General features: G+C 51.0%; 18 protein-coding genes. 6 read left to right on the top strand and 12 right to left on the bottom strand.

Annotation, left to right across the window (positions count from 1 at the left end; all coding sequences use genetic code 11):
- Window positions 1–43 precede the first annotated feature (43 nt).
- The 9 genes from FT643_RS01360 to arsC all read right to left on the bottom strand — a co-directional run bounded on the left by FT643_RS01360 (window position 44) and on the right by arsC (window position 8250).
- A complete protein-coding gene (locus FT643_RS01360) occupies window positions 44–1387 on the bottom strand; it encodes a DUF58 domain-containing protein (protein WP_156868884.1) in 1344 nt (447 codons plus the stop codon).
- Window positions 1384–2364: an AAA family ATPase gene (locus FT643_RS01355; protein ID WP_156868883.1), complete on the bottom strand. Its 981-nt coding sequence runs from the start codon at window positions 2362–2364 to the stop codon at window positions 1384–1386. The genes FT643_RS01360 and FT643_RS01355 overlap by 4 nt, the downstream gene beginning before the upstream one ends.
- Window positions 2361–3623 (bottom strand): DUF4350 domain-containing protein, encoded by a 1263-nt coding sequence (locus tag FT643_RS01350; RefSeq protein WP_156868882.1) that lies wholly within the window; start codon window positions 3621–3623, stop codon window positions 2361–2363. Before FT643_RS01350 ends, FT643_RS01355 begins: the two co-directional genes overlap by 4 nt.
- Window positions 3616–5151, bottom strand: coding sequence for a hypothetical protein (locus FT643_RS01345; protein ID WP_156868881.1), 1536 nt, complete (start codon window positions 5149–5151; stop codon window positions 3616–3618). Before FT643_RS01345 ends, FT643_RS01350 begins: the two co-directional genes overlap by 8 nt.
- On the bottom strand, window positions 5141–6115 hold the full coding sequence (locus tag FT643_RS01340; RefSeq protein ID WP_156868880.1) for a stage II sporulation protein M: 975 nt from the start codon (window positions 6113–6115) through the stop codon (window positions 5141–5143). The genes FT643_RS01345 and FT643_RS01340 overlap by 11 nt, the downstream gene beginning before the upstream one ends.
- Window positions 6112–6792 carry an RDD family protein gene (locus FT643_RS01335; protein ID WP_156868879.1) on the bottom strand — a complete coding sequence of 227 codons (681 nt, stop codon included), beginning with the start codon at window positions 6790–6792 and terminating at the stop codon, window positions 6112–6114. Before FT643_RS01335 ends, FT643_RS01340 begins: the two co-directional genes overlap by 4 nt.
- 80 nt (window positions 6793–6872) lie before the next feature.
- Window positions 6873–7196 (bottom strand): DUF2069 domain-containing protein, encoded by a 324-nt coding sequence (locus FT643_RS01330; RefSeq protein ID WP_255473873.1) that lies wholly within the window; start codon window positions 7194–7196, stop codon window positions 6873–6875.
- 113 nt (window positions 7197–7309) lie between these two features.
- Window positions 7310–7906 (bottom strand): NAD(P)H:quinone oxidoreductase, encoded by a 597-nt coding sequence (gene wrbA / locus FT643_RS01325; protein WP_317621909.1) that lies wholly within the window; start codon window positions 7904–7906, stop codon window positions 7310–7312.
- On the bottom strand, window positions 7903–8250 hold the full coding sequence (arsC, locus tag FT643_RS01320; RefSeq protein ID WP_156868877.1) for an arsenate reductase (glutaredoxin): 348 nt from the start codon (window positions 8248–8250) through the stop codon (window positions 7903–7905). Before arsC ends, wrbA begins: the two co-directional genes overlap by 4 nt.
- Before the next feature lie 106 nt (window positions 8251–8356).
- On the opposite strand from arsC, the gene FT643_RS01315 reads away from it, so the two are divergent.
- Entirely contained in the window at window positions 8357–9673 is a 1317-nt protein-coding gene (locus tag FT643_RS01315) for a YihY family inner membrane protein (protein WP_156868876.1), read from the top strand.
- Between the two features lie 13 nt (window positions 9674–9686).
- Here the strand turns inward: FT643_RS01315 and FT643_RS01310 are convergent, their stop codons facing one another.
- Together FT643_RS01310 and FT643_RS01305 are read right to left on the bottom strand one after the other, a co-directional pair.
- A complete protein-coding gene (locus FT643_RS01310) occupies window positions 9687–12461 on the bottom strand; it encodes a hybrid sensor histidine kinase/response regulator (protein WP_156868875.1) in 2775 nt (924 codons plus the stop codon).
- A gap of 138 nt (window positions 12462–12599) precedes the next feature.
- Window positions 12600–14159 carry a hypothetical protein gene (locus FT643_RS01305; protein ID WP_156868874.1) on the bottom strand — a complete coding sequence of 520 codons (1560 nt, stop codon included), beginning with the start codon at window positions 14157–14159 and terminating at the stop codon, window positions 12600–12602.
- Window positions 14160–14204: 45 nt separating this feature from the next.
- On the opposite strand from FT643_RS01305, the gene FT643_RS01300 reads away from it, so the two are divergent.
- The 5 genes from FT643_RS01300 to FT643_RS01280 all read left to right on the top strand — a co-directional run bounded on the left by FT643_RS01300 (window position 14205) and on the right by FT643_RS01280 (window position 18928).
- Window positions 14205–15185 (top strand): alpha/beta fold hydrolase, encoded by a 981-nt coding sequence (locus FT643_RS01300; RefSeq protein WP_156868873.1) that lies wholly within the window; start codon window positions 14205–14207, stop codon window positions 15183–15185.
- Between the two features lie 45 nt (window positions 15186–15230).
- Entirely contained in the window at window positions 15231–16748 is a 1518-nt protein-coding gene (locus FT643_RS01295) for a fumarate hydratase (RefSeq protein ID WP_156868872.1), read from the top strand.
- 214 nt (window positions 16749–16962) lie between these two features.
- Complete coding sequence (locus tag FT643_RS01290; RefSeq protein WP_156868871.1) at window positions 16963–17328, top strand: response regulator; 366 nt, start codon at window positions 16963–16965, stop codon at window positions 17326–17328.
- On the top strand, window positions 17325–17960 hold the full coding sequence (locus FT643_RS01285) for a histidine kinase (RefSeq protein ID WP_156868870.1): 636 nt from the start codon (window positions 17325–17327) through the stop codon (window positions 17958–17960). The genes FT643_RS01290 and FT643_RS01285 overlap by 4 nt, the downstream gene beginning before the upstream one ends.
- Window positions 17960–18928, top strand: a complete 969-nt coding sequence (locus tag FT643_RS01280; RefSeq protein ID WP_198043233.1) for a GGDEF domain-containing protein — start codon at window positions 17960–17962, stop codon at window positions 18926–18928. The genes FT643_RS01285 and FT643_RS01280 overlap by 1 nt, the downstream gene beginning before the upstream one ends.
- On the opposite strand, the gene FT643_RS01275 is transcribed toward FT643_RS01280, so the two are convergent.
- Window positions 18925–19536: a lytic transglycosylase domain-containing protein gene (locus FT643_RS01275; protein WP_232339805.1), complete on the bottom strand. Its 612-nt coding sequence runs from the start codon at window positions 19534–19536 to the stop codon at window positions 18925–18927. The two genes, FT643_RS01280 and FT643_RS01275, sit on opposite strands and share 4 nt — an antisense overlap.
- Window positions 19537–19578: the final 42 nt, after the last annotated feature.

Here is a 19578-nt window from a genome sequence, read left to right as displayed (position 1 = left end):
ACGGTTGATGCGCTTTTTTCGAGTCGCTACTGGATTATCGGCGTTAAAGCAGACCCTCCCGTTTGATCTCATAGTAGCGGTTCACGAGGGCCACTGGCATGGTCTGAGGCGAACTGTTTACGGTCAATATGCCATTACGGTTAAATCGGCCGGATGCTTGGTTACGCTGCTCAAGGTAGTGGATAGCACCGCAGAAACGCAGCGAGTCCGCAAAGTTCTCAACCGGCGCGTCCAGCATCGACTGTACTTCCGGTTCTTCCAGATTTGCCAGCACGACCAGGTGCTTATGCTGGAGCAATTTGATCGAGGCGAGCAAATCTTCGCTATTCTCATCTCTGATATTGGAGAGCAATACCACCAGAGCGCGCTTGGAGTGTCTGCTGATAAGCTGCTTAATGGCCTCGTTGTAATCACTGGCCTGAGTGCTGGCATCAATATCATAAACACGGTTGAGGATTTTAGTCAGGTTGGCGATACCTTTGACGGGCTTGAGCCAGCGCAGTTCGCTGCCGAAACACAACACACCGACACTATCACCTTGCTTTAACGCGGCATAACTCATTAACAGCATTGCATTCAGACCGTGATCCAGTTGGCTAAGTTCGCTGTCTTTTGAGCGCATACGTCGACCACAATCCACCAGAAACACGACTTGTTGGTCCCGTTCTTCCTGATAATCCCGCGAAATCAGTTTCCGTTGCCGTGCCGAGGAATTCCAGTCAATTTGACGCAGGCTGTCACCCTGGCGGAATTCCCGCAGTTGCCGAAATTCAGTGCCTTGACCACGCATTTGTTGCAACCGGATGCCCAGCTGTGAGGACTGCTGCTCCATGGCCATGGTAGTGTATTGGGAAACAGCGGCAAAATTGGGAAATACTTTAATCGTGCTGGTCTCGCCCTCGGCAATACGTCGCTGCCACAATCCCAGAGCGGATCCGACCAACACATCAGTATGGCCGAATTGGTGGTCACCCCGTTGGATCGCGCGTATGCGATAGCTGTAAATAGCCGCAGCGTTGGCATCGAGCATTCCAGTCTGGTGGGCCAGCTGCGCGTCGCACTGGTCAGGATAATGGTCAAACACCTCTATAGGCCGTTTTTGCGTGCCTTGGTAGTGGATTATAATGTCCACCTTGGACCAGACACCCAGGGCCAGATTCTCGGCGTGGCGCCGCTCGACGGTAATCCCGCTGATACCTCGCAGGCTCAGCCCGTCAACCAGTAACAGGAGTCCAGCCAGAATTCCTGTCATTTGCCACAATAGCACCAGTGCGGGCTGCCATCCGGGGTTGTTCCAACTCGCCGGCACCCAGTTGTTCAGTGCAGCGACAAAACCGGTCAATAGCCAGCAGCACAGTAACGGGTAGGTGCGGGGGGTGGGCCTCATAAACGTGGTGCGTCCACTTCATTTAGCAATTGTGTTAATGCATCGTCGATATTGAGCCCTTCAATTTCCATTTCTGCGGTCAGCGCAACCCGGTGGCGTAACACCGGCAGTGTCATTTGCTTTACATCGTCGGGCGTTACAAATTCCCGCTGTTGTAATAATGCATGAGCCCTGGCGGCTCGAACCAAAGCGATGCTGGCGCGGGGACCGGCCCCATGAGAGAAGCTGTGCCACTCACGGGTACTGCGCGCTATACGCACGGCATAGTCAAACACGGCGTCATCGACCTGGATGTCACAGGTGATTTTTTGCAACCGGGGTACCTCGCTGGCCTGTATCACCGGTTTGATGGCATCCACGTTCAGCGTGTCCTGAATACGCCCGGTGGTAACTTGTTTCACCAGCAGAACTTCCTCTTCTGCGGTGGGGTAATGAATCAATATTTTCAGCATAAAGCGATCCAGCTCTGCTTCCGGCAGGGGATAGGTGCCTTCGTGTTCTATCGGGTTTTGTGTCGCGAGTACCATAAACGGAGTGAGTGCAGGGAACGCTTTTCCTTCAATCGTAATCTGCTTTTCCTGCATAACTTCCAACAGCGCCGCCTGGGTTTTTGCCGGAGCCCGGTTGATCTCGTCGGCGAGTAGTAAATTGGTGAATGCAGGGCCGCGGCGAATTTTAAACTGTTCTTGCTTCATGTCATAAAGCGCGTGGCCGGTAATATCCGACGGCATCAAATCCGGGGTGAACTGCACCCGCCCGAACAATCCCTGAAAACATTGGGCCAGGGATTTAACCAGCAGGGTTTTGCCGAGTCCGGGAACGCCTTCGATTAGAATGTGGCCCGAGGCAAGCAGTGCAACCAACACCTGATCGACGACATCCTGCTGGCCCACCATCACCTTGGCGATCTGTTCGCGCATGTGCTGAACCTGTGCAAAGGCTTCGCTTAGGCTGATGTCCTGGGGTGCTTGTGTCATAGCGCGTTCCTTATGGTTTGTAATTGATGGATAAGGTGGGTCCAGTCTTGTTCGTGCCTGGGGGCTTCACCGGCCATAGCATGGGCTAATTCGGATTCATCTATGTGCACAATTTTGGCGACATACTGCAGCCATTGAGTGGCATCATTCTTATAGGAATAGGTACAGTGGCGGCTGACTCTTTGTTTAATATCATCACGTAACGGCTCCAGCAAATGATGAGCTTCACCATGATTCCAACCGAAGCGGGCGCTGGCTTCGATATGTTCCGTAATTTTGCGGTGACCGGGTGCCGGAGGTTGAATCATCGGGCCGAAGCGCACCCAGCGTTGCCATCCCCATGACAGGATTAAACACGCCAGCGCGATCAGCAGATATGGGGCCGTACGCCATATTAGCTGCATCAAACTTTCACTGTCGTCACTGCTGACCAGCCAGGTGGTGGTGCTGTCTTTTACCAAATACCACAGCAGGTAGGCATGATCCAGTTCGCTGATGCGGTTATCCTGCCAGATCGTGGTATCCAATAGCGCAGTAAGTGTGCCGTTACCGAGCTGAACTTGCAGCAGGGGGTTTGGCCAGTGTTCTCCGCTAATGGCCTCAATATCATAGGCGGGCTCCAGCGTGCGCCAGGGCACAGATTCGATCTGCAGAAGGTGTTCGTTTAGCTGAAGTAAACGGACGTCGTCCAGATTGAAAAAAGTACAGGATGTGCCGGCTTCTTCCTGCCCACCTTCTATTGGCGAATCGGGAACGGTGTCTTCCGATCGGGCCGCAGCGTCGTCCGGCTCCCGATCGGCCTCAGGCTCGGTGTCCGATGCCGTTTCGTCCACCTCTTCTTCATCTTCCGTGGAGTACACACGGATGCCCAGCGAATCCAGAAAATCGTCGCCACTGGATTCCGATTCAAATTGCCAAGTGTTGTGAGCGTTGATGACCAGGTGACCGCCGTCAGCTACCCAGTTAAACAACTGTTGTTGCATGCCGGGGTTGACGATAGGGCCGTTGTTAGCCAGCACCAATGTATCGGTGGGCTGCAGTTTATCCAGCACCGGATTCAGGTTGAAAGATCGGTGGGAATCAATATTCCAAAACCGCAGATATTGTTGCGCTGCATGCCAGGGGTTTAGCCTCACGTCTAATTCCGGCCCGGCATTTTCATAACGGGTGTAACGCTCAAGATTGGAGTAGATGAAGGCGCCGAGTAGCACGGTGATCAATGCCCCAACTCCAATCGCAACGCCGGTACGGCTAGTCATGGTGCACCCCTTGCCCAGGGGTGCTGAATTGGTCCCATTGTTCACAAAGTCGGAAAAAATCGTCGTCGGACAAAACCTGGTGTGCATAGGCCAGATTAATCCAGTGGCGTGTCAGGGTACTAAAATACCGGCTTCGGAATTCCGGTTCCGTGACCATGCAAAGGCGCATGCACTCTTGCTCGGTCTGACTACTTTGCAGCCTGAGTTTGCGTTCATAGACCAGATAGGACAACGCAGCACGGTACATATGGCTGAGAGCCTCGCGGCGCTGACCTTGTTGCCAATAGTCCGAAGCCGTTTCAATAACCTTGCCATCGAATGCATTTTTACTCAATTCGAGGCCGAATATCTTCCCGGTGGGCTGTGCTGCGGGCGATGCCAGTGAATCAAAGCGGGGTACGATGATGTGACGGTAACGGTAGATCAGGTATCCGATGAAGGCTGCGAGTGCAATCCAGAGCAAACCTTCCAGAAGCATTAGGATAATGGCGGCGTGATCGCCCGGCGGGGTGGACTGGTCTTTCAACCCCCTCAACCAATCAATAAAATTCTCCAGGGCGTCGTCATACCAGTGGCTGCTGTCGTCTTCCTGATCTGCTTTTTTAAAGCGCCAGGCCTGTTCACTCTGCCAGTTTTGGTAATCCTCGCCTTCTAAAATTTCAATGATCTGATTACGGCTTAATTCGGGGTCGTTGACGACATCAACATGGTTTGCATAACCTGGTGTCGGCGTCGCTGCCAAAGAAACCATAATCAGCAGTGCAAGGATCACTGATACGGTTCCGGTAAGCGCCTGATGTTTGCTGGCCAGTTGCCGGAATGAAAGCTCTACATCCCAGGCTTCCAGCCAGGTCCGGCGGTTAATGTACAGCATAAATCCAGCGGTAACGTAAAACGGTGAAACCAGCGTCATCGCCAAAAAGCCCGATGCGGTGATAACCGGGAAGAGCAGTGCACTGTCGAGTAATTTTTGCAGTTCAAAGTCGATGGACATCTGCATGGGAATAAATAGCCACGCCACACTGAATACAGCGAGTACAAAGGTTGTTTCAATGCCGTTGCCGATCATGGTCAACCAGAACCCGGCTGCATTGCCGTCGCGGTGCATTGTGTTCAGTCGTTTGCGTCTGGATGTTGATTTTAAGCCTTCCAATTCCCCTACCGGCATATCGAATGATCGTGCGAAGGCAAGACGTCGAGTGATCAGCTTAGAAAAAAGGTTTCGGAACAGAATCTTGTGGGAACGGGGTAAAACCGTTTTCCAGCTCAGGTCATCGTTAAATAATTTTTCGGATATGTAATGTAATTGCAGTGATTCGAACAGCGGCTTAAGCCACCAAACCAATAATAGCGCCCACCAGGGTTGTTCATAAAAGATCAGATAGCTGATACCCATCACCGGTAGTGCCCACGCCAGCCATAATGCCAACATAGGCAGATACCATTGTCTGGCCATGACACAGCCCAGATCGATGGCTTCATAGGGGTTGCGCGGCCGCACCTGAACTGAGATTTTATCAAGCTCCACGGTGTGCTCCCCGACTAAAATAACCCAGCACCAATACCCAGAAGCCGGCGCCTACAATGTACTTCACCGTATTCGGTACCACGCTGCTGGAGGACCAGAACGCCTCGACAAAGGCGGCCACAAAAAGCAACAGGAAGGTGCCGTATACCAAAGGTATGGCTTGTTTCGCTGATTTTATCAGCGCATCCTTGCGGCTCAGTCGGCCCGGACTAAGCAATCCGTAGCCAAGCCTTAAACCCGCTGCACCGGCGACGGCAATACCGGTTAACTCAAATGCGCCATGGCCGATAACAAACGGGAAAAAAGTGTCGGTAAAACCCAATTGCGTCATGTATCCGGCCACCGAACCCAACGCAACACCGTTAAATAACAAATTAAACAGCGCGCCGATACCCAATATAAATCCACTGGCAAAGGTCTGGAATCCGATCCCGATATTGTTCTTTATGTAAAACCCGAACATGGTGAAATCTTCACCCGAGCTGCGCTTTGCATTAAACAGCTGGTGACTTTCCGGATTGTACATAGTGGTGTATTCCCGAACTGCGGATTCGGGGTAAATGTGATAAATCAATGCGGGATAGAAATAAGTGAGCAAGCCGGCCACAATCATGGTCCCGAAAAATAATACACTGGCGAGAATAATCAGTTTGTATTCTTTGCGTATGGCCAGGGGAAAACTGATCAGCATAAAATGAATAAAATGATGAAACAGATTGCCGTGGTGCTGATACAACTGCTGGTGACCACGCAATGCCAGATTATTTAAACGGTCGATTAGGTAGGGGCTGTATTGACGCGTCTGGGCCAGGGCAAGGTGATGACAAATTTGTCGATACCCTTCAGCAAACCCTTCGATCTGCAACCGCTCACGTTTTCGTTTGTTTTTTTCCAGTAGCGTTAACTGCTGATCAAATGCGTCCCAGGCAGGGGTAAATTTAGTTTCGAAAAACTCCTGCTTCATTTGCTGCCCCGTAGCCAGGTAGCAATTCTGAGCAGATAGTTCACTGCATCCTGATCCTGTTTTTTTAATACCGGCTGAAGGTGGTTCGCCAGTTCGCACTGACGCTCCGCTGTGAGTTTGCCATGCCGTTCGGCAAATGAAAGTATTGCCCTTTGCTGTAACAAGTTTAATGGCACCGGAGGTGGCGCACTTTTTATGTCTGGCCATTGCGGAGGCACAGATGCCTTGTCCCGATAGACCACCAGAGTGCCTGCTGCCAGGTCCCCGATACGCTTGAAATCCGGATTCAGGCTGATACTCACCAGGCCCGCCAGATAGCCGAAGGGCAGCATATCCACAATGCGCAGAAAGTTTCTGATGATGGATGCTGACCAACCGATGGGGGTACTATCATCATTGACTACCGCAATCCCCATGGCCTTTTTACCGGGGGTTTGCCCATTATTCAGCACCTCGAACAGCACCGGATAAAACCACTCCAGCACAAATGTCAGAATCATCATAAATGCGATTCCGAAATCCCCCAGAATGGCAAACACGATGCCTACGATCATCTGAAAGACCAACCGGATTATGCTGTCAATGGAAAACGCCAGAATGCGCACAGTAGCACCGGCGACGTGGATTTCCAGGTCGATCGCTTCGGGGGTCTCCAGTTTTCTGGCAGTGTCGAGCATGAGCAGTCAACAACCGGTAGCAAGGTAAATTTTAACGATAAAACTCACAGTATAGCGAACTAAATCAGATTAGCTGCCAGTCAGGACTGCGCGGCTAATTGCCCGTGGTAACGGGAGGCCATCATAGAGGCACAAAAAAGCCAGGTAGTCAGCAACGCTTCAGTCAAGCCGATCTTGCCCAGCAGTTGCGGCAATGCAAATGCGGTGACAGAGCCCTGGCAAAAATACAACAACACAACAAAACAAAGCCAAGCAAACGAACGGGGGTTTCGACGCAATATTGCCGGCAGAAAAAGGAGCAACGGAACGATGTGTATAGACGCGATAGTTAAGGGGTGTGTCGGCGGCAGCAATACAAAGAACCACAGCAAAAATAAAACAATCATGGAGATCAGCGCGGCCAGAGTAAGCCGGTAGGTAAGATTCGCTTTGCGTGTTAATAATTGCAGGTATTGCTCAGCAGTATCGGGCGTATTAATAATGATAGTTCCTATATTTCAGTTAGTTTATCACTGGGTCAGGGGTTTAGCTTTTCCGCTAAATGGGCGATACGTTTGCCCAGGGCTGCGCACAGTTGCTCTTCCTGGGGGTCCAGATTTCGCTGACTGTCTGCGCCGGCCCAGTGACTGGCACCATAAGGAGTACCGCCACCTTGTGTCTGTATTAAAGCTGCTTCACTATAAGGCAGTCCGGCATACACCATGCCGTGATGCAATAACGGCAGCATCATACTTAAAAGAGTGGATTCCTGTCCGCCATGCAGACTGCTGGTAGAAGTAAACGCGGCGGCTGGTTTGTTAATTAACGCCCCTTTCATCCACAGCGCGCTGGTACTATCCAGAAAATATTTTAACGGCGCAGCCATGTTTCCGAAACGGGTGGGGGAGCCCAGAATTAACCCGTCGCATGCAGCCAGGTCCTCCAGAGTGGCGTAGATGTCGCCCTGCGGTGGAATCTCGGCTTCTGAAGCCAGGTTGTCCGGGGATACGTTGGGTACGGTGCGGAGCAGAGCTTCCGTGCCGGCGACGGCTTCAGCGCCGCGCGCAATGATCTTTGCCATATTCCGGGTGTGTCCGCCGCGGCTGTAATAAAGAATCAGGATTCGGTTACTCACAGTATCTCCAGAACCTGTTCCGGTGGCCGACCCAAGGCTGCTTTGCTGCCATTGATAAAAATAGGTCGCTCTATCAACTTAGGCGTTTTCACCATCGCTTCTATGAGTTCTGCCTCAGTCAGGGATTCGTCGCCCAGACCTTGAGCTTTGTATTCGGCTTCTTTGGTGCGCATGAGCTGGCGTGGCTTCAGGTTGAGCTTTTTCAGCAGACTTTTCAGCGCTTTGGCATCCGGTGGATTGTCCAGATACAGTACTATTTCTGGCGTGATGCCATTATCTTCGAGCAGTTTCAATGTTTCGCGTGATTTAGAGCAGCGGGGGTTATGATAAAGAGTCGTGGTCATTGTACGGCCGGTGGTTATAGTTCATTGTGAATGAGATGGTCTATTGTATAGACTAATCCCGGTATGAAAAACCAATAGAGACGAAAAGCAGAGACAGGGCAGGGAATTGGACAAATTAAAGCAGTATTATCATCGGATCATTGACGACACGCCGTTCGCTTTTATCCACTACGTCGGGGCTTCCTTTTTCCGTCATGAAAGTGATAGGGCTGCTTTTTATCTGGCATTTACCTCGTTGTTCGCTGTGGTGCCGATTATGACGGTGGTGTATTCCATCCTGGCATTGATACCTGAATTAAAAGGTATGGAAACCAGCATGCAGGATTTTGTCTTCGAACATTTCGTTCCAGCCACCGGATCCGAGTTACAGGATTATCTGCACAACTTTTCGCAGCAAGCATCGAACCTGACCAGCGTGGGGGTCGTGATGCTCTTTGTCACCTCGGTCCTGATGTTGCGAAAAATAGAAACCTCGTTCAATACCATTTGGCATGTATCAGAATCCCGTAAAGGTATAAATGGATTCCTGTTGTATTGGGCGCTGCTAAGTCTCGGTCCTGTGTTAATGGGGGGCGCTTTTGCGGTGTCCTCTTATGTGGCCTCGTTGAACATAATTTACGACATTGTACCGTTAGCAGGCACGAAACGGTTTGTCTTCAGTCTACTACCCATTTTTATGAGTGGTATCGCGTTCGCCCTGGCCTATATTGCCATACCGAATACTCGGGTACCGTTTTTGCACGGCATTGCCGGTGGCCTGGTTGCAGCGGTGTTATTTGATTTGGCACGTCGCGCAGTGACCTTGTTTGTCAGCATGTTCCCGACCTATCAGCTGGTATACGGTGCATTTGCGGCAGTGCCTATCTTCCTTATCTGGATTCTTGTGTCGTGGAATATTTTGCTGATCGGCGCAGAGATTGTGCAGGCGATGACCAGCTTTAAGGGACAGCGGCTACACGCGACATCCTCACTGGGTAATATTTTATCCATTCTTGAATCGTTGTACCGAATGCAGGCCAGTGGACACGTGACCGAAGAAGTGGTTTTTCAGCAAAAAATGCCCTGGATAACCAGTCGTGAATGGGAAAATTATACCGATATTCTGGTGGACATTCAGTTGGTTAGGCGGAGTGGGGAAGGGGATATCACGTTGATCCGCGACCTGCATAAATACACTCTGGCCCAACTGTTTATGGATTGTTTCGGGGATACCATGGCCCTGGATTTACATAAAAAGTCGGGTTGGCATAAACGGGTTTCGCAGCTCCACGAGCGCGGTGTCGGAGAATGTCTTGAACGATGGCAAATCAATCTTGCAGACCTGTTCGACACCTCTGCAGATAACGGTACGTCTGAACACGCGCAAAGCGGGTCTCACCCATCGCCCGTGATTGAGGAAAAGGGCGGCAAATCGGAAGTCTAATCTGCCCGCAAAACTAAGCAATGCAATATTGTTCCAATGTGGCTTTTAATTCCGGGAACACAATGGGCTTTGACAAAAATCCGTTCATGCCCGAAGAGAAACATTTCTCTCTGCTTGCGGCCATTGCATGGGCACTCAGGGCACAAATAGGCTGGGGTAAGAAGCCATTGTCCGACTCCCACTGGCGTATGTCCCGGGTGGCTTGATAGCCGTCTATCAGCGGCATCTCGCAGTCCATCAGAATTAGATCAAAACGGGTAGGCGAATTGAAAACGATCGTTAGCGCCTCACTACCGGTTTCAGCAACGCTGGGTTCAATGCCCAACTTTCTCAAGTAGCCGGTTACGACCAGGGTATTCACCGGATTATCATCGACCACCAGAACCCGCGCCTGTTTTAATAATTTCTGCGCTTTTGGGGCGGATTGTACCAGTTTGCTAAAGCCCATGATTTCACCCATTTTCAACTGCAGGCGGGTAATGCTGACGGGGAATTCTTCAAAGCTTAAAGGCGATTCGTTCGAGTTTAATTGGCTACGATCAAAGCCAGGCTTTACCGCCAGCATAAACTGCGATTGTTGCGCCCAGGGCTGTTTTATCAGCAGCTTGTTGAAGCTTTCCGCGGAAAAATCTTCGCAATATTGGTCCAGCATAATAAATTGGAACGGTTTGGTGCGGCCGTTACAGAGCGTGATGGTCTGATGCACGGCGGGTGCGGTGACCATATTAAAATGCCAGATTTGTTGATAGTCTTCGATCTGTTCAATAAAACGGGTATCCGGCGAGACCAACAGAATATCCAGATCGCGGGCTTTGGCCGCCAAATCGCTTTCATTGACCGAACCAAATGGGACGGCTTCCTTTAACGGTAACTGGAACCAAAAAGTAGATCCCGCGCCAGGTTTACTCTCAAGACCAATCTCCCCACCCATTAACTCAATAAAGCTTTTGCAGATGGTCAACCCCAGACCAGTGCCGCCAAAGTGTCGGCTGGTGGCTCGTTCGGCCTGGGTAAACTGTTCGAAAATGGTATTGTATTTATCGGGTGCAATGCCTATTCCGCTATCACAAACCTTAAAACGTATTTTTCCCCCCTCCCGGTCGCTGTCCACATATAGGATCACTTCCCCTTCCAAAGTGAATTTAAACGCGTTACTGATTAGATTGGTCAGTATCTGACGAAGTCGAACCGGATCGCCTAAAATTCTGGCTGGCACCCGGGGAGAAATATAGACATTGTAGAACAGGTTCTTTTCCGGTGCTTTCATGGCGAACACCCCTGCGGTGTCATCAACCAAACGCCTGATGTTGAATGACACCTCCTCCAGCTCCAGCCTGCCGGCATCGATTTTCGAAAAATCAAGTATGTCGTTCAGAACTGTCATTAACGTGGTTCCGGAGCTGAGTATGGTGTTCAGATAAGTAGACTGCTGGGTATTCAGCTTGGTGTCACGCAGCAATTCAGCCATACCCAAAATACCATTCATTGGTGTGCGAATCTCGTGACTCATAGTGGCCAGAAATTCACTTTTAGTTTGGCTAAGCAAATCTGCTTCGCGCTTTTCCCGATCCAGGGATTTAATACGGTATGCAAGCCCTAAAGAAAGCAGGGTCACTTCAATCATATTGCCTGCCTGTAATGAATATTCGGTAAAGATAGATACCGGTAACCAACCCACTAAATAGGCATCAAAAACGGCGATTGCTGCGATCAGTACAAACCAGGCTGTCGTATAGTAGGGTGCTGCAGGCACCCCTTTCTTCCACATCAGGACGCCAATGGCCAATAACGTAACACTGCCTGGTGGTAGTAAAGCAACCACCAAATAAAGCAACCAGTCAGGGGGATAGATAACGGACAGGACGGTTATGATTATCCAGAGAGCGCACAAATAGCGTAGGGCAGAAGCGATTTTGGGGGCATGGGTATGCAGAGATAGAAAGTGGATGGTGAATGGGACACTGATGGCCGAACCTAGCGCGGTGAAAAAGATGGCCATCTGGAAATCGAGCCCCGGATTTTCCGGCCATAGGTACTGGATTGCCAATCCCCGGTCCACCATGATAAACCCGGCCAGGCACAGGATAAACAAACTATAAGTGCCGTAGCTTTTGTCTTTGACAAAAAAATAAATACACAGATTGTAGATCGCCATGATCAGCACTACGCCAAAGTAAATTCCCTGAAATAGTATTCGCGATTCGTTCTGCCGCTCCAGTTGCACAGGGCTCCAGAGGGAGATGGGCAATTTCATGGGATAGAAATTCTGCACGCGAAAATAAATCGTGGTATCTGTTTGTGGTGTCAATTCGATTGGGAAGACAAAATGTCGCGAGGGATAAGGGCGCTGAGAGATTGGTATTTTATCGCTGAGGTGAAGGGTCTGATGGATTACCGATACACCATTGCGTTTTTTTATGACGAATGCGCTCAGATCCGTGATTTTGTGGTTGGCAATTTCCAATAACCTGGGGGTTGGTTCTGGTGTGCTACCCAGTTCCAGTTTGAGCCAGACGGCATCCGGTATAATACCGAAATTGAGCGAGCTGTCGGAAGCGGGATGCCACCCCGGCGAAACGCCCAGCCATTCTGATTCCTGTTCAAACGAGACCGGGTCTGGCAGGCGCTCAAAATCCGCAATGGCAGCAGAGCTGTCCACCCAATAGGAAAGAGCGAATGGATTGGGCGTTCCTTCTATTTGAATTTGGGCTTGTGCGGAAGCAGTGAAGCAAAACAATGCTAGCAAAACAAATCCAGTCAGCGCTCCGGCTGCTTTTATATAATTCATCTATGAATAATTGGTTCTCTGATGCCCGATAGAAAGCGGCCTTGGAGCTGGTCGCTTTGACCCGATATTGACGCCGCTTAGTGTAACTTCTGCTACCCGAGCCCGCCACCGCTGTTTATTTCTATGCGCAGTGGTGCTTCACAACAGCTCGACTTTAAATACATCCACATTGCGGGTCTTCAATATTAAGCTATCTACTTTAAAATCGGAGCAATGACTCTCGCCGCTCGGCAGCAGGCTGACGGTATTCTGGGGTTTAATGGCACCGTTTGGTACCACCACTTGCCGCTCCAGGGTTTTGCTCGTCAGCTTCCTTAAGATCAACAATCCATTGCGCTCCGATATCAACTCGTCATTGGATCGCAAGCTGACTTTTTTCGCGTTTCCACGCAGTCGCTCAATACCACATCTGGCGATGTCGTCGCGGCTGATGGCGGCCCATTTGACCATACCCATTTCCAGACTCTTACGGCCTTGGTGTTCGCGAATCAGCGCGACGATCTGGCCCGTTTCGGGGTAGCTCGGGCTACCCTCTTTGATTCGTACACAGAACCCATTGGGGCTTTCATCGTTTGCGACTGACCAGGCTCGCCTATCCGTCCCGGCACCAGAATTGCGGATAGCGGCCATTCTCCTTTGATCCGGATCAAGCATAATGCAAATGTTATCCAAGCCCCATACCAGACCTATTTGCTCATTGGATACACGGCGTTCATCTCTGCGAGTAGAAGACCGTGACCAGGTATCGAACAACGTTGTAAGAAGTTGCACAGCCTGGTCGCGCTGCACGTTCTTCAGTCCGGCCGTGCGCAGTGGCTCTCCTCGTTTTAAACCCTGAATCTGCTTATGCAATGTATCCAGAAGCCTGCCATTATCGAGCAGCTTTGTTTGCGGATGAACCTGGAACTGTGAGCCGGGAATGAAGGCGGAAGAAGTACACTCCGGTGACACGCTATAGGCTTCCTGTAAAAAATGAGCATCCGGCGGCGGGTATAAGCTGACCAGTCGCGCATGTCGTTCCAGGTAGTCAGCACTATGCCATTGCTCATCGGCTGCCCGGGTGTAGGGTGAGCTGATGCCCAGGAGCAGCGCTTTTTTATAAACATTCTCTACGGTGGAGGAGTGGGTGTGCGGATCAGGGACGGTGTCGTTTTCGGTGCCGGTGTCACAGGCCAATGCGTACAGCCAGTGGAATTCCACCCAATGTCCGGGGCCGAGCAATCGGCCCCGGTTATAAGAGAAAAGGCTGTAGTAGTAGGAGTACAACACTGCCATATAGATTACGCTGGCGATGCCATTGATTTGTCTGCCGTGATTTTTCCCGGCGTAAAGGGTGTCCTGAATCAGGTGTTTATAGGCGTAACCCAATTCGAGCATGAAGTTTAATAGCAGATCCAATTCGTTTCTGTCGGTGTCCTGGGCATGAAACCGGCCGCTGATCCGGCTGCGATAATGTGCCACAAAGCGTACGAACGCATTATGGAACGGTTGCGCGGCCTTAAAGCGTTTAGCCGGGGGCATAGAAAACCGGTTTAGGGTGTACAGGCGCCGGTAGGCCATTGTCAGTGCAGTGGCGGCGTCGGCGTAAGGTAAATGTTCTATCTCAGCGTTGATCTTACGGGCGTCAGTTTCCAGTAAAATATGTTGCGTTTGTTCCGTGGCCGGTAATTTCATTACTAGTGGCGGTACGCCGTTCATGTTAATACTGTCCTTATGGATTCTTGCTTATTAGGATGAAAGGTTATGTCTTTAAAGCCCTCTGAAAAGCCCCCTGGTTTTGTGCCGGTTAATGGAATTAAACCGCAAATACTAAAAAATGTCTGCGAAAAAAAAACCTATACTGCGCACTTCTGGGATGGTCCCGGCCCTCTGGTCATTTGCTTGCATGGCTTCCCGGATTCCTGCCTCAGTTACCACCTGTTGATACCGGAGTTGGTAGAGGCCGGTTACCGGGTGCTGGTGCCGGTGATGCCCGGGTATGAAGCCAGTAGCGTCGATCCCGAAGGCCGGTACTTTCCCACCGATCTAGCACAAAACCTGGTTAGCTGGATCGACCGGGTGGGTGAAGAGCGGGCTCATCTTATCGGCCATGATTGGGGGGCGGTTACCGCCTGGTTTGTCGCGGCGCGCTATCCTGACCGGTTATTCTCTATGTCCAGTATTGCTATTCCCTCCTTGCCGGGCGGCTTAAAGGCGTTGCTTAAACGGCCTTCACAATTCTTAAAATCCTGGTACATGTTGTTTTTTCAAATCCGGGGGCTGGCAGAATGGTCACTGCAAGCAAAGGACGGAGCCTTGGTCAAAGCGCTTTGGCGACGTTGGTCTCCGGGTTGGCAAGCGCCTGAGCAACTATTAGATGCCGTGCTGGAATCCCTTCAATCCGCTGATTCTCGGACGGCGGTGCTGGCTTATTATCGTTGCCTCTTCAACGTATTCGATGCTGAACACGGGCGTGCGATGAAGGCATTGAAGACCCGTATCAGTGTGCCTACGTTGATGGTGTGCGGGGACCGTGACGGCTGCATCGACACCCGCTTATTTGAGTACAGCTTAAGAGAGCAGGATTTCTCTGCGCCGGTCGAACTTTACCGGATAATGGGTGCTGGGCATTTCTGTCATCTCGAAAAGCCCCAATTATTCCATTCCAAGTTATTGAGTTTTCTTGATTTGCACCCGAAAGGGGCGCGCAAGTTGGCGGGTGAATTAGCCCGTCATATGGGATAAAATAGCGGCCATCACAGGTCAGAAAGACACAGAGAGGAGTAGGCCATGGCCGTTATTCGCCAGGACGATTTTATCCAGAGTATTGCAGATAGCCTGCAATATATTTCTTATTACCACCCGACCGATTTTATCAAAGCCGTCACCGAAGCGTATGAGCAGGAAGAGTCCAAGGCTGCTAAAGATGCCATGGCGCAAATTCTGATTAACTCCCGTATGTGTGCCGAAGGTCACCGTCCTATTTGCCAGGACACAGGCATTGTGACGGTGTTCCTGAAGGTGGGCATGAATGTCCAATGGGATGCCAGAATGAGTGTTACTGATATGGTGAACGAAGGAGTGAGGCAAGCCTATAATCACCCCGACAATGTACTTCGTGCGTCCATTCTGGCGGATCCTGCGGGGGCGCGATCGAACACCAAAGACAATACGCCGGCCGTCATTCATTACGAAATCGTTGCCGGTGATACCGTAGACGTGCACATAGCGGCGAAGGGTGGCGGATCGGAAAACAAATCAAAAATGGCCATGCTCAATCCCAGCGACAGTATCGTCGACTGGGTACTCAAAACCGTTCCCACTATGGGGGCAGGCTGGTGTCCTCCGGGTATGTTAGGTATCGGGATTGGCGGTACCGCTGAAAAAGCCATGGTGCTGGCGAAAGAGTCCCTGATGGATCCGATTGACATTCATGACCTGATGAAGCGAGGTCCGCAAAACCGGGTTGAAGAATTACGTCTGGAACTGTATGACAAAGTGAACGCACTGGGTATTGGTGCGCAGGGTTTGGGGGGGCTCACGACGGTCGTGGATATCAAAATTAAGGATTATCCCACTCATGCCGCGTCGTTACCTGTGGCGCTGATTCCGAATTGCGCTGCAACCCGGCACGTGCATTTTGAGCTGGATGGCAGCGGTATTGCCGAGTTGCCAGTACCCAGACTGGAGGACTGGCCTGACATTTCTTCAGCCGGTGGCGACAGCGCGATCCGGGTGAATCTGGATACCATCACGCCGGAAGACGTGCTGAGCTGGAAACCGGGCGACACGCTGTTGTTGAACGGCACCCTGCTGACCGGCCGTGATGCCGCCCACAAACGTATGGTGGATATGTTGAATAAGGGCGAAACTCTGCCGGTAGATTTCAAAGGCAAGTTTATCTATTACGTCGGTCCGGTCGATCCGGTGCGGGAAGAAGTCGTGGGGCCTGCCGGGCCCACTACCGCAACCCGTATGGATAAATTTACGGAAACCATGCTGGCTCAAACCGGGCTTTTGGGTATGGTGGGTAAAGCCGAGCGCGGTCCGCTCGCAATCGAAGCGATTAAGCAGCACAAAGCGGTCTACCTGATGGCCGTAGGCGGTGCAGCTTATCTGGTTTCGAAAGCGATCCGAAAGTCCCGCATCGTCGCTTTTGAGGAGCTGGGAATGGAAGCGATCCACGAATTTGTGGTTGAGGACATGCCCGTCACCGTAGCGGTGGACAGCGCTGGCACCTCAGTGCACAACACCGCCCCCAAGCTCTGGCAGGCTAAAATCGGGAAGATCCCGGTTTCCGAGGAATAGCCCGGTATTAGGCCGCTATCGTCCGACAAAAACCCGCTATTTTACGCGGGTTTTTTGCACTCCAGTCCGCCTCAAGTGGCTGTAAGTACGTAATTATTTTGCTCTGTGCAGGTATTACCCCTTGATCGGATAGGAAACCGGCTATACTGAATAGGAATTTGATAAATTGGCGCCCACTTTCTCGTTTGTGGGCCCAATTGATAGAAGGAGTAGCATGTCCATACCGTTATTAATCTGCGATGATTCTGCGATGGCCCGAAAGCAGGTCAGGCGTTCTTTGCCGGAGGGCTGGGATGTGGACGTGACTATGGCCTGCAATGGAGTGGAAGGGCTCGAGGCCATTCGTACCGGAAAAGGAGAGATGGTGTTCCTGGACTTAACCATGCCCGAGATGGATGGTTATAGTGTTCTGGAAAATGTTAAAAAGGAAGGACACAAGTGCGTTGTCATCGTTATTTCAGCCGATATTCAACCCGAGGCAAGAGAGCGGGTGATGGCGTTAGGTGCCTTGGATTTTATTAAAAAGCCCGTTGATGGCAACAAGCTTCAGGAAGTCCTGAAGAAGTATGGTTTGTTATGAATACTACGTTGGCACTGTCAGAGGATCAGCGGGACTGCCTACAGGAAGTCGTTAATGTCGCAATGGGACAGGCTGGTGATTCCCTGGCGCGGTTCCTGGAAGTGTTTATTCATTTGTCGGTACCCAGAATTCGCCTGGTTAGCCGTGACAAGCTGAATATTGAACTCGAGTCCATGGTGGGCGGGCATCAGGTGACGGTGTCCGGCGTGAGCCAGGGCTTTTATCAGCTGGATACCGGGTCAGGTATTCGCGGTGAAGCCATTGTGGTTTTCACTGACAGCTCGTTCAAGGAGTTGGCCGACCTGCTTGCCTATGACGAACAGCTGACACCCGCCACTGAAAAAGAATTATTGCTGGACGTAACCAACATTTTGAATGGCGCCTGCCTCAATGGAATTGGCCAGCAGATGGAAGTGGAACTGGGCTTCTCGCCGCCCAATATCATGGGGCAGCATTTACCGATCGCCGAGTTGCTGGAGCAGGAAGCGACCTCTTGGGATCACGCTCTGTTAGTTGAAATATCCTATACGCTTGAAGACCGTTCCTTCAGCTGTACGATGTTTTTGCTGATGCCCGGAGACTCTATACAAGTCGTTAAGACCGCATTGGATCGCTTACTGGAAGATCTTTAGTGTCTAAGTTTGAAGCCTCCCGTGAACTGCTCGAATATATCGTAGACCGCGCGAACATCGGCGTTTTTATTCTCGATCGGGATATGAACGTTGTCATCTGGAACAGTTTTATGGTAGCCCATAGCGGTCAGTCAGCGGTCGAGGTGGTGGGTAAAAATCTGTTTGAACGCTTTCCTGATCTGCCTGAACGGTGGTTTGCGCGCAAGATTAAGAGCGTGTTTATGCTCAAGAACTTTGCGTTTACTTCCTGGGAACAACGCTCCCACTTGTTTACTTTTAAGCACAATCGTCCGGTCACCAGTGGTATGGAGTATATGTTCCAGGACATCAAACTGATGCCGATCAAAGATGCCCAGGGTGAAGTGGAAAGTGTTTGTGTGATGATTTTCGATGTTACGGATACAGCGATTTATCACAGTATGCACCAGGCTGCGATGAAAAAGATGGAGCAGATGAGCCGCACTGACGGTCTGACCCAATTATTCAACCGCAGCCACTGGCAGGCGCGCCTCACAGAAGAATTTAACCGCAGCCACCGTTATCAGCAAGATCTGACGCTGATGCTCTTTGATCTGGATCACTTCAAATCCATCAATGATACTTATGGCCATCTTGGCGGCGATAAGGTGTTGGTCGAAGTTGCCCAGATGATTACCCGGTCATTGCGTGATTCGGATGTTGCGGGTCGCTATGGTGGTGAAGAGTTCGGTGTTTTACTGCCCAGTACAGACTTGGAGGGGGCAGAAGTGGTCGCGCAACGATTGTGTCGCCGGGTGTGCGAAACCCTTATCCCGTTCGAAGGCAAGGACATTGCTATCTCCACTAGTATCGGCCTGGCGCAGCTTACGCCGGATCTTAAAACACCGGAAGAGCTTATCTCGAACGCGGATGAAGCGCTGTATCAGGCGAAGGAGCAGGGCAGAAACCGCGTGGTTTTATACCGATCCGATAAGACTAAGATCACTTAATACCGGACAAACCAATAGCGTTCCCAGGCATTGAAAACTCGCTCTGGGTACCAGGTTTTGCCCAGGCTGCCGTTGTAGCGTGCCAGAGCACGCATCATATTTCCTTTTTCACGGGTTAAATAGGTTTTCAAGATAGCGCATCCGTAGCGGATATTGGTGGCTATATCCGTCAGGTTGTCGCTGGTGGTGCCAATTTCATTTTTCCAGAACGGCATCACTTGCATCAGACCTTGTGCTCCCACTGTGGAAACGGCGTACCGGTCAAAGAGGCTCTCAACGTGCATCACCGACAGCACCAGCTCCGGCTGTAACTGAAAGCGATGTGATTCTGTGTGTACCAGTTGCAGGATGTGCATTCTCTCCTGAGGGTTTTTAACGTAGCGGGCCAGTCTGGCATCCATATCCACCAGCCAGACTTCCGCATCAAATCGATCCTTAAAACTATCGGCTTTATCAATCGTTTGATGAAGAAGAGTGCGGGTTTCATCATCCGGCCGCTCCAGCGTTGCGGCGTTAACGATATGGGTTTGCAACCCGGTCAGCACGCATAGCAGCATGCTGGCAGGATTAAACAAACGAAACCAGATTAGGGGGAGTTTTCTGACCATCATAGTCCCTAGTTTAGCAGCCCGTCATAACGGTTGCGGGAC

Origin of the sequence: Ketobacter sp. MCCC 1A13808 (assembly GCF_009746715.1) — a bacterium.
GTDB lineage: Bacteria > Pseudomonadota > Gammaproteobacteria > Pseudomonadales > Ketobacteraceae > Ketobacter.
This window is presented reverse-complemented; position numbering and strand designations above follow the sequence as displayed.

Bases quoted from the DNA above. Each gene is read 5' to 3' on its own strand.
- FT643_RS01360 (WP_156868884.1), bottom strand. From the start codon at position 1,387: ATGAGGCCCACCCCCCGCACCTACCCGTTACTGTGCTGCTGGCTATTG.
- FT643_RS01355 (WP_156868883.1), bottom strand. From the start codon at position 2,364: ATGACACAAGCACCCCAGGACATCAGCCTAAGCGAAGCCTTTGCACAG.
- FT643_RS01350 (WP_156868882.1), bottom strand. From the start codon at position 3,623: ATGACTAGCCGTACCGGCGTTGCGATTGGAGTTGGGGCATTGATCACC.
- FT643_RS01340 (WP_156868880.1), bottom strand. From the start codon at position 6,115: ATGAAGCAGGAGTTTTTCGAAACTAAATTTACCCCTGCCTGGGACGCA.
- FT643_RS01335 (WP_156868879.1), bottom strand. From the start codon at position 6,792: ATGCTCGACACTGCCAGAAAACTGGAGACCCCCGAAGCGATCGACCTG.
- arsC (WP_156868877.1), bottom strand. From the start codon at position 8,250: ATGACCACGACTCTTTATCATAACCCCCGCTGCTCTAAATCACGCGAA.
- FT643_RS01310 (WP_156868875.1), bottom strand. From the start codon at position 12,461: ATGAATTATATAAAAGCAGCCGGAGCGCTGACTGGATTTGTTTTGCTA.
- FT643_RS01305 (WP_156868874.1), bottom strand. From the start codon at position 14,159: ATGAACGGCGTACCGCCACTAGTAATGAAATTACCGGCCACGGAACAA.
- FT643_RS01300 (WP_156868873.1), top strand. From the start codon at position 14,205: ATGTCTTTAAAGCCCTCTGAAAAGCCCCCTGGTTTTGTGCCGGTTAAT.
- FT643_RS01295 (WP_156868872.1), top strand. From the start codon at position 15,231: ATGGCCGTTATTCGCCAGGACGATTTTATCCAGAGTATTGCAGATAGC.
- FT643_RS01290 (WP_156868871.1), top strand. From the start codon at position 16,963: ATGTCCATACCGTTATTAATCTGCGATGATTCTGCGATGGCCCGAAAG.
- FT643_RS01285 (WP_156868870.1), top strand. From the start codon at position 17,325: ATGAATACTACGTTGGCACTGTCAGAGGATCAGCGGGACTGCCTACAG.
- FT643_RS01275 (WP_232339805.1), bottom strand. From the start codon at position 19,536: ATGGTCAGAAAACTCCCCCTAATCTGGTTTCGTTTGTTTAATCCTGCC.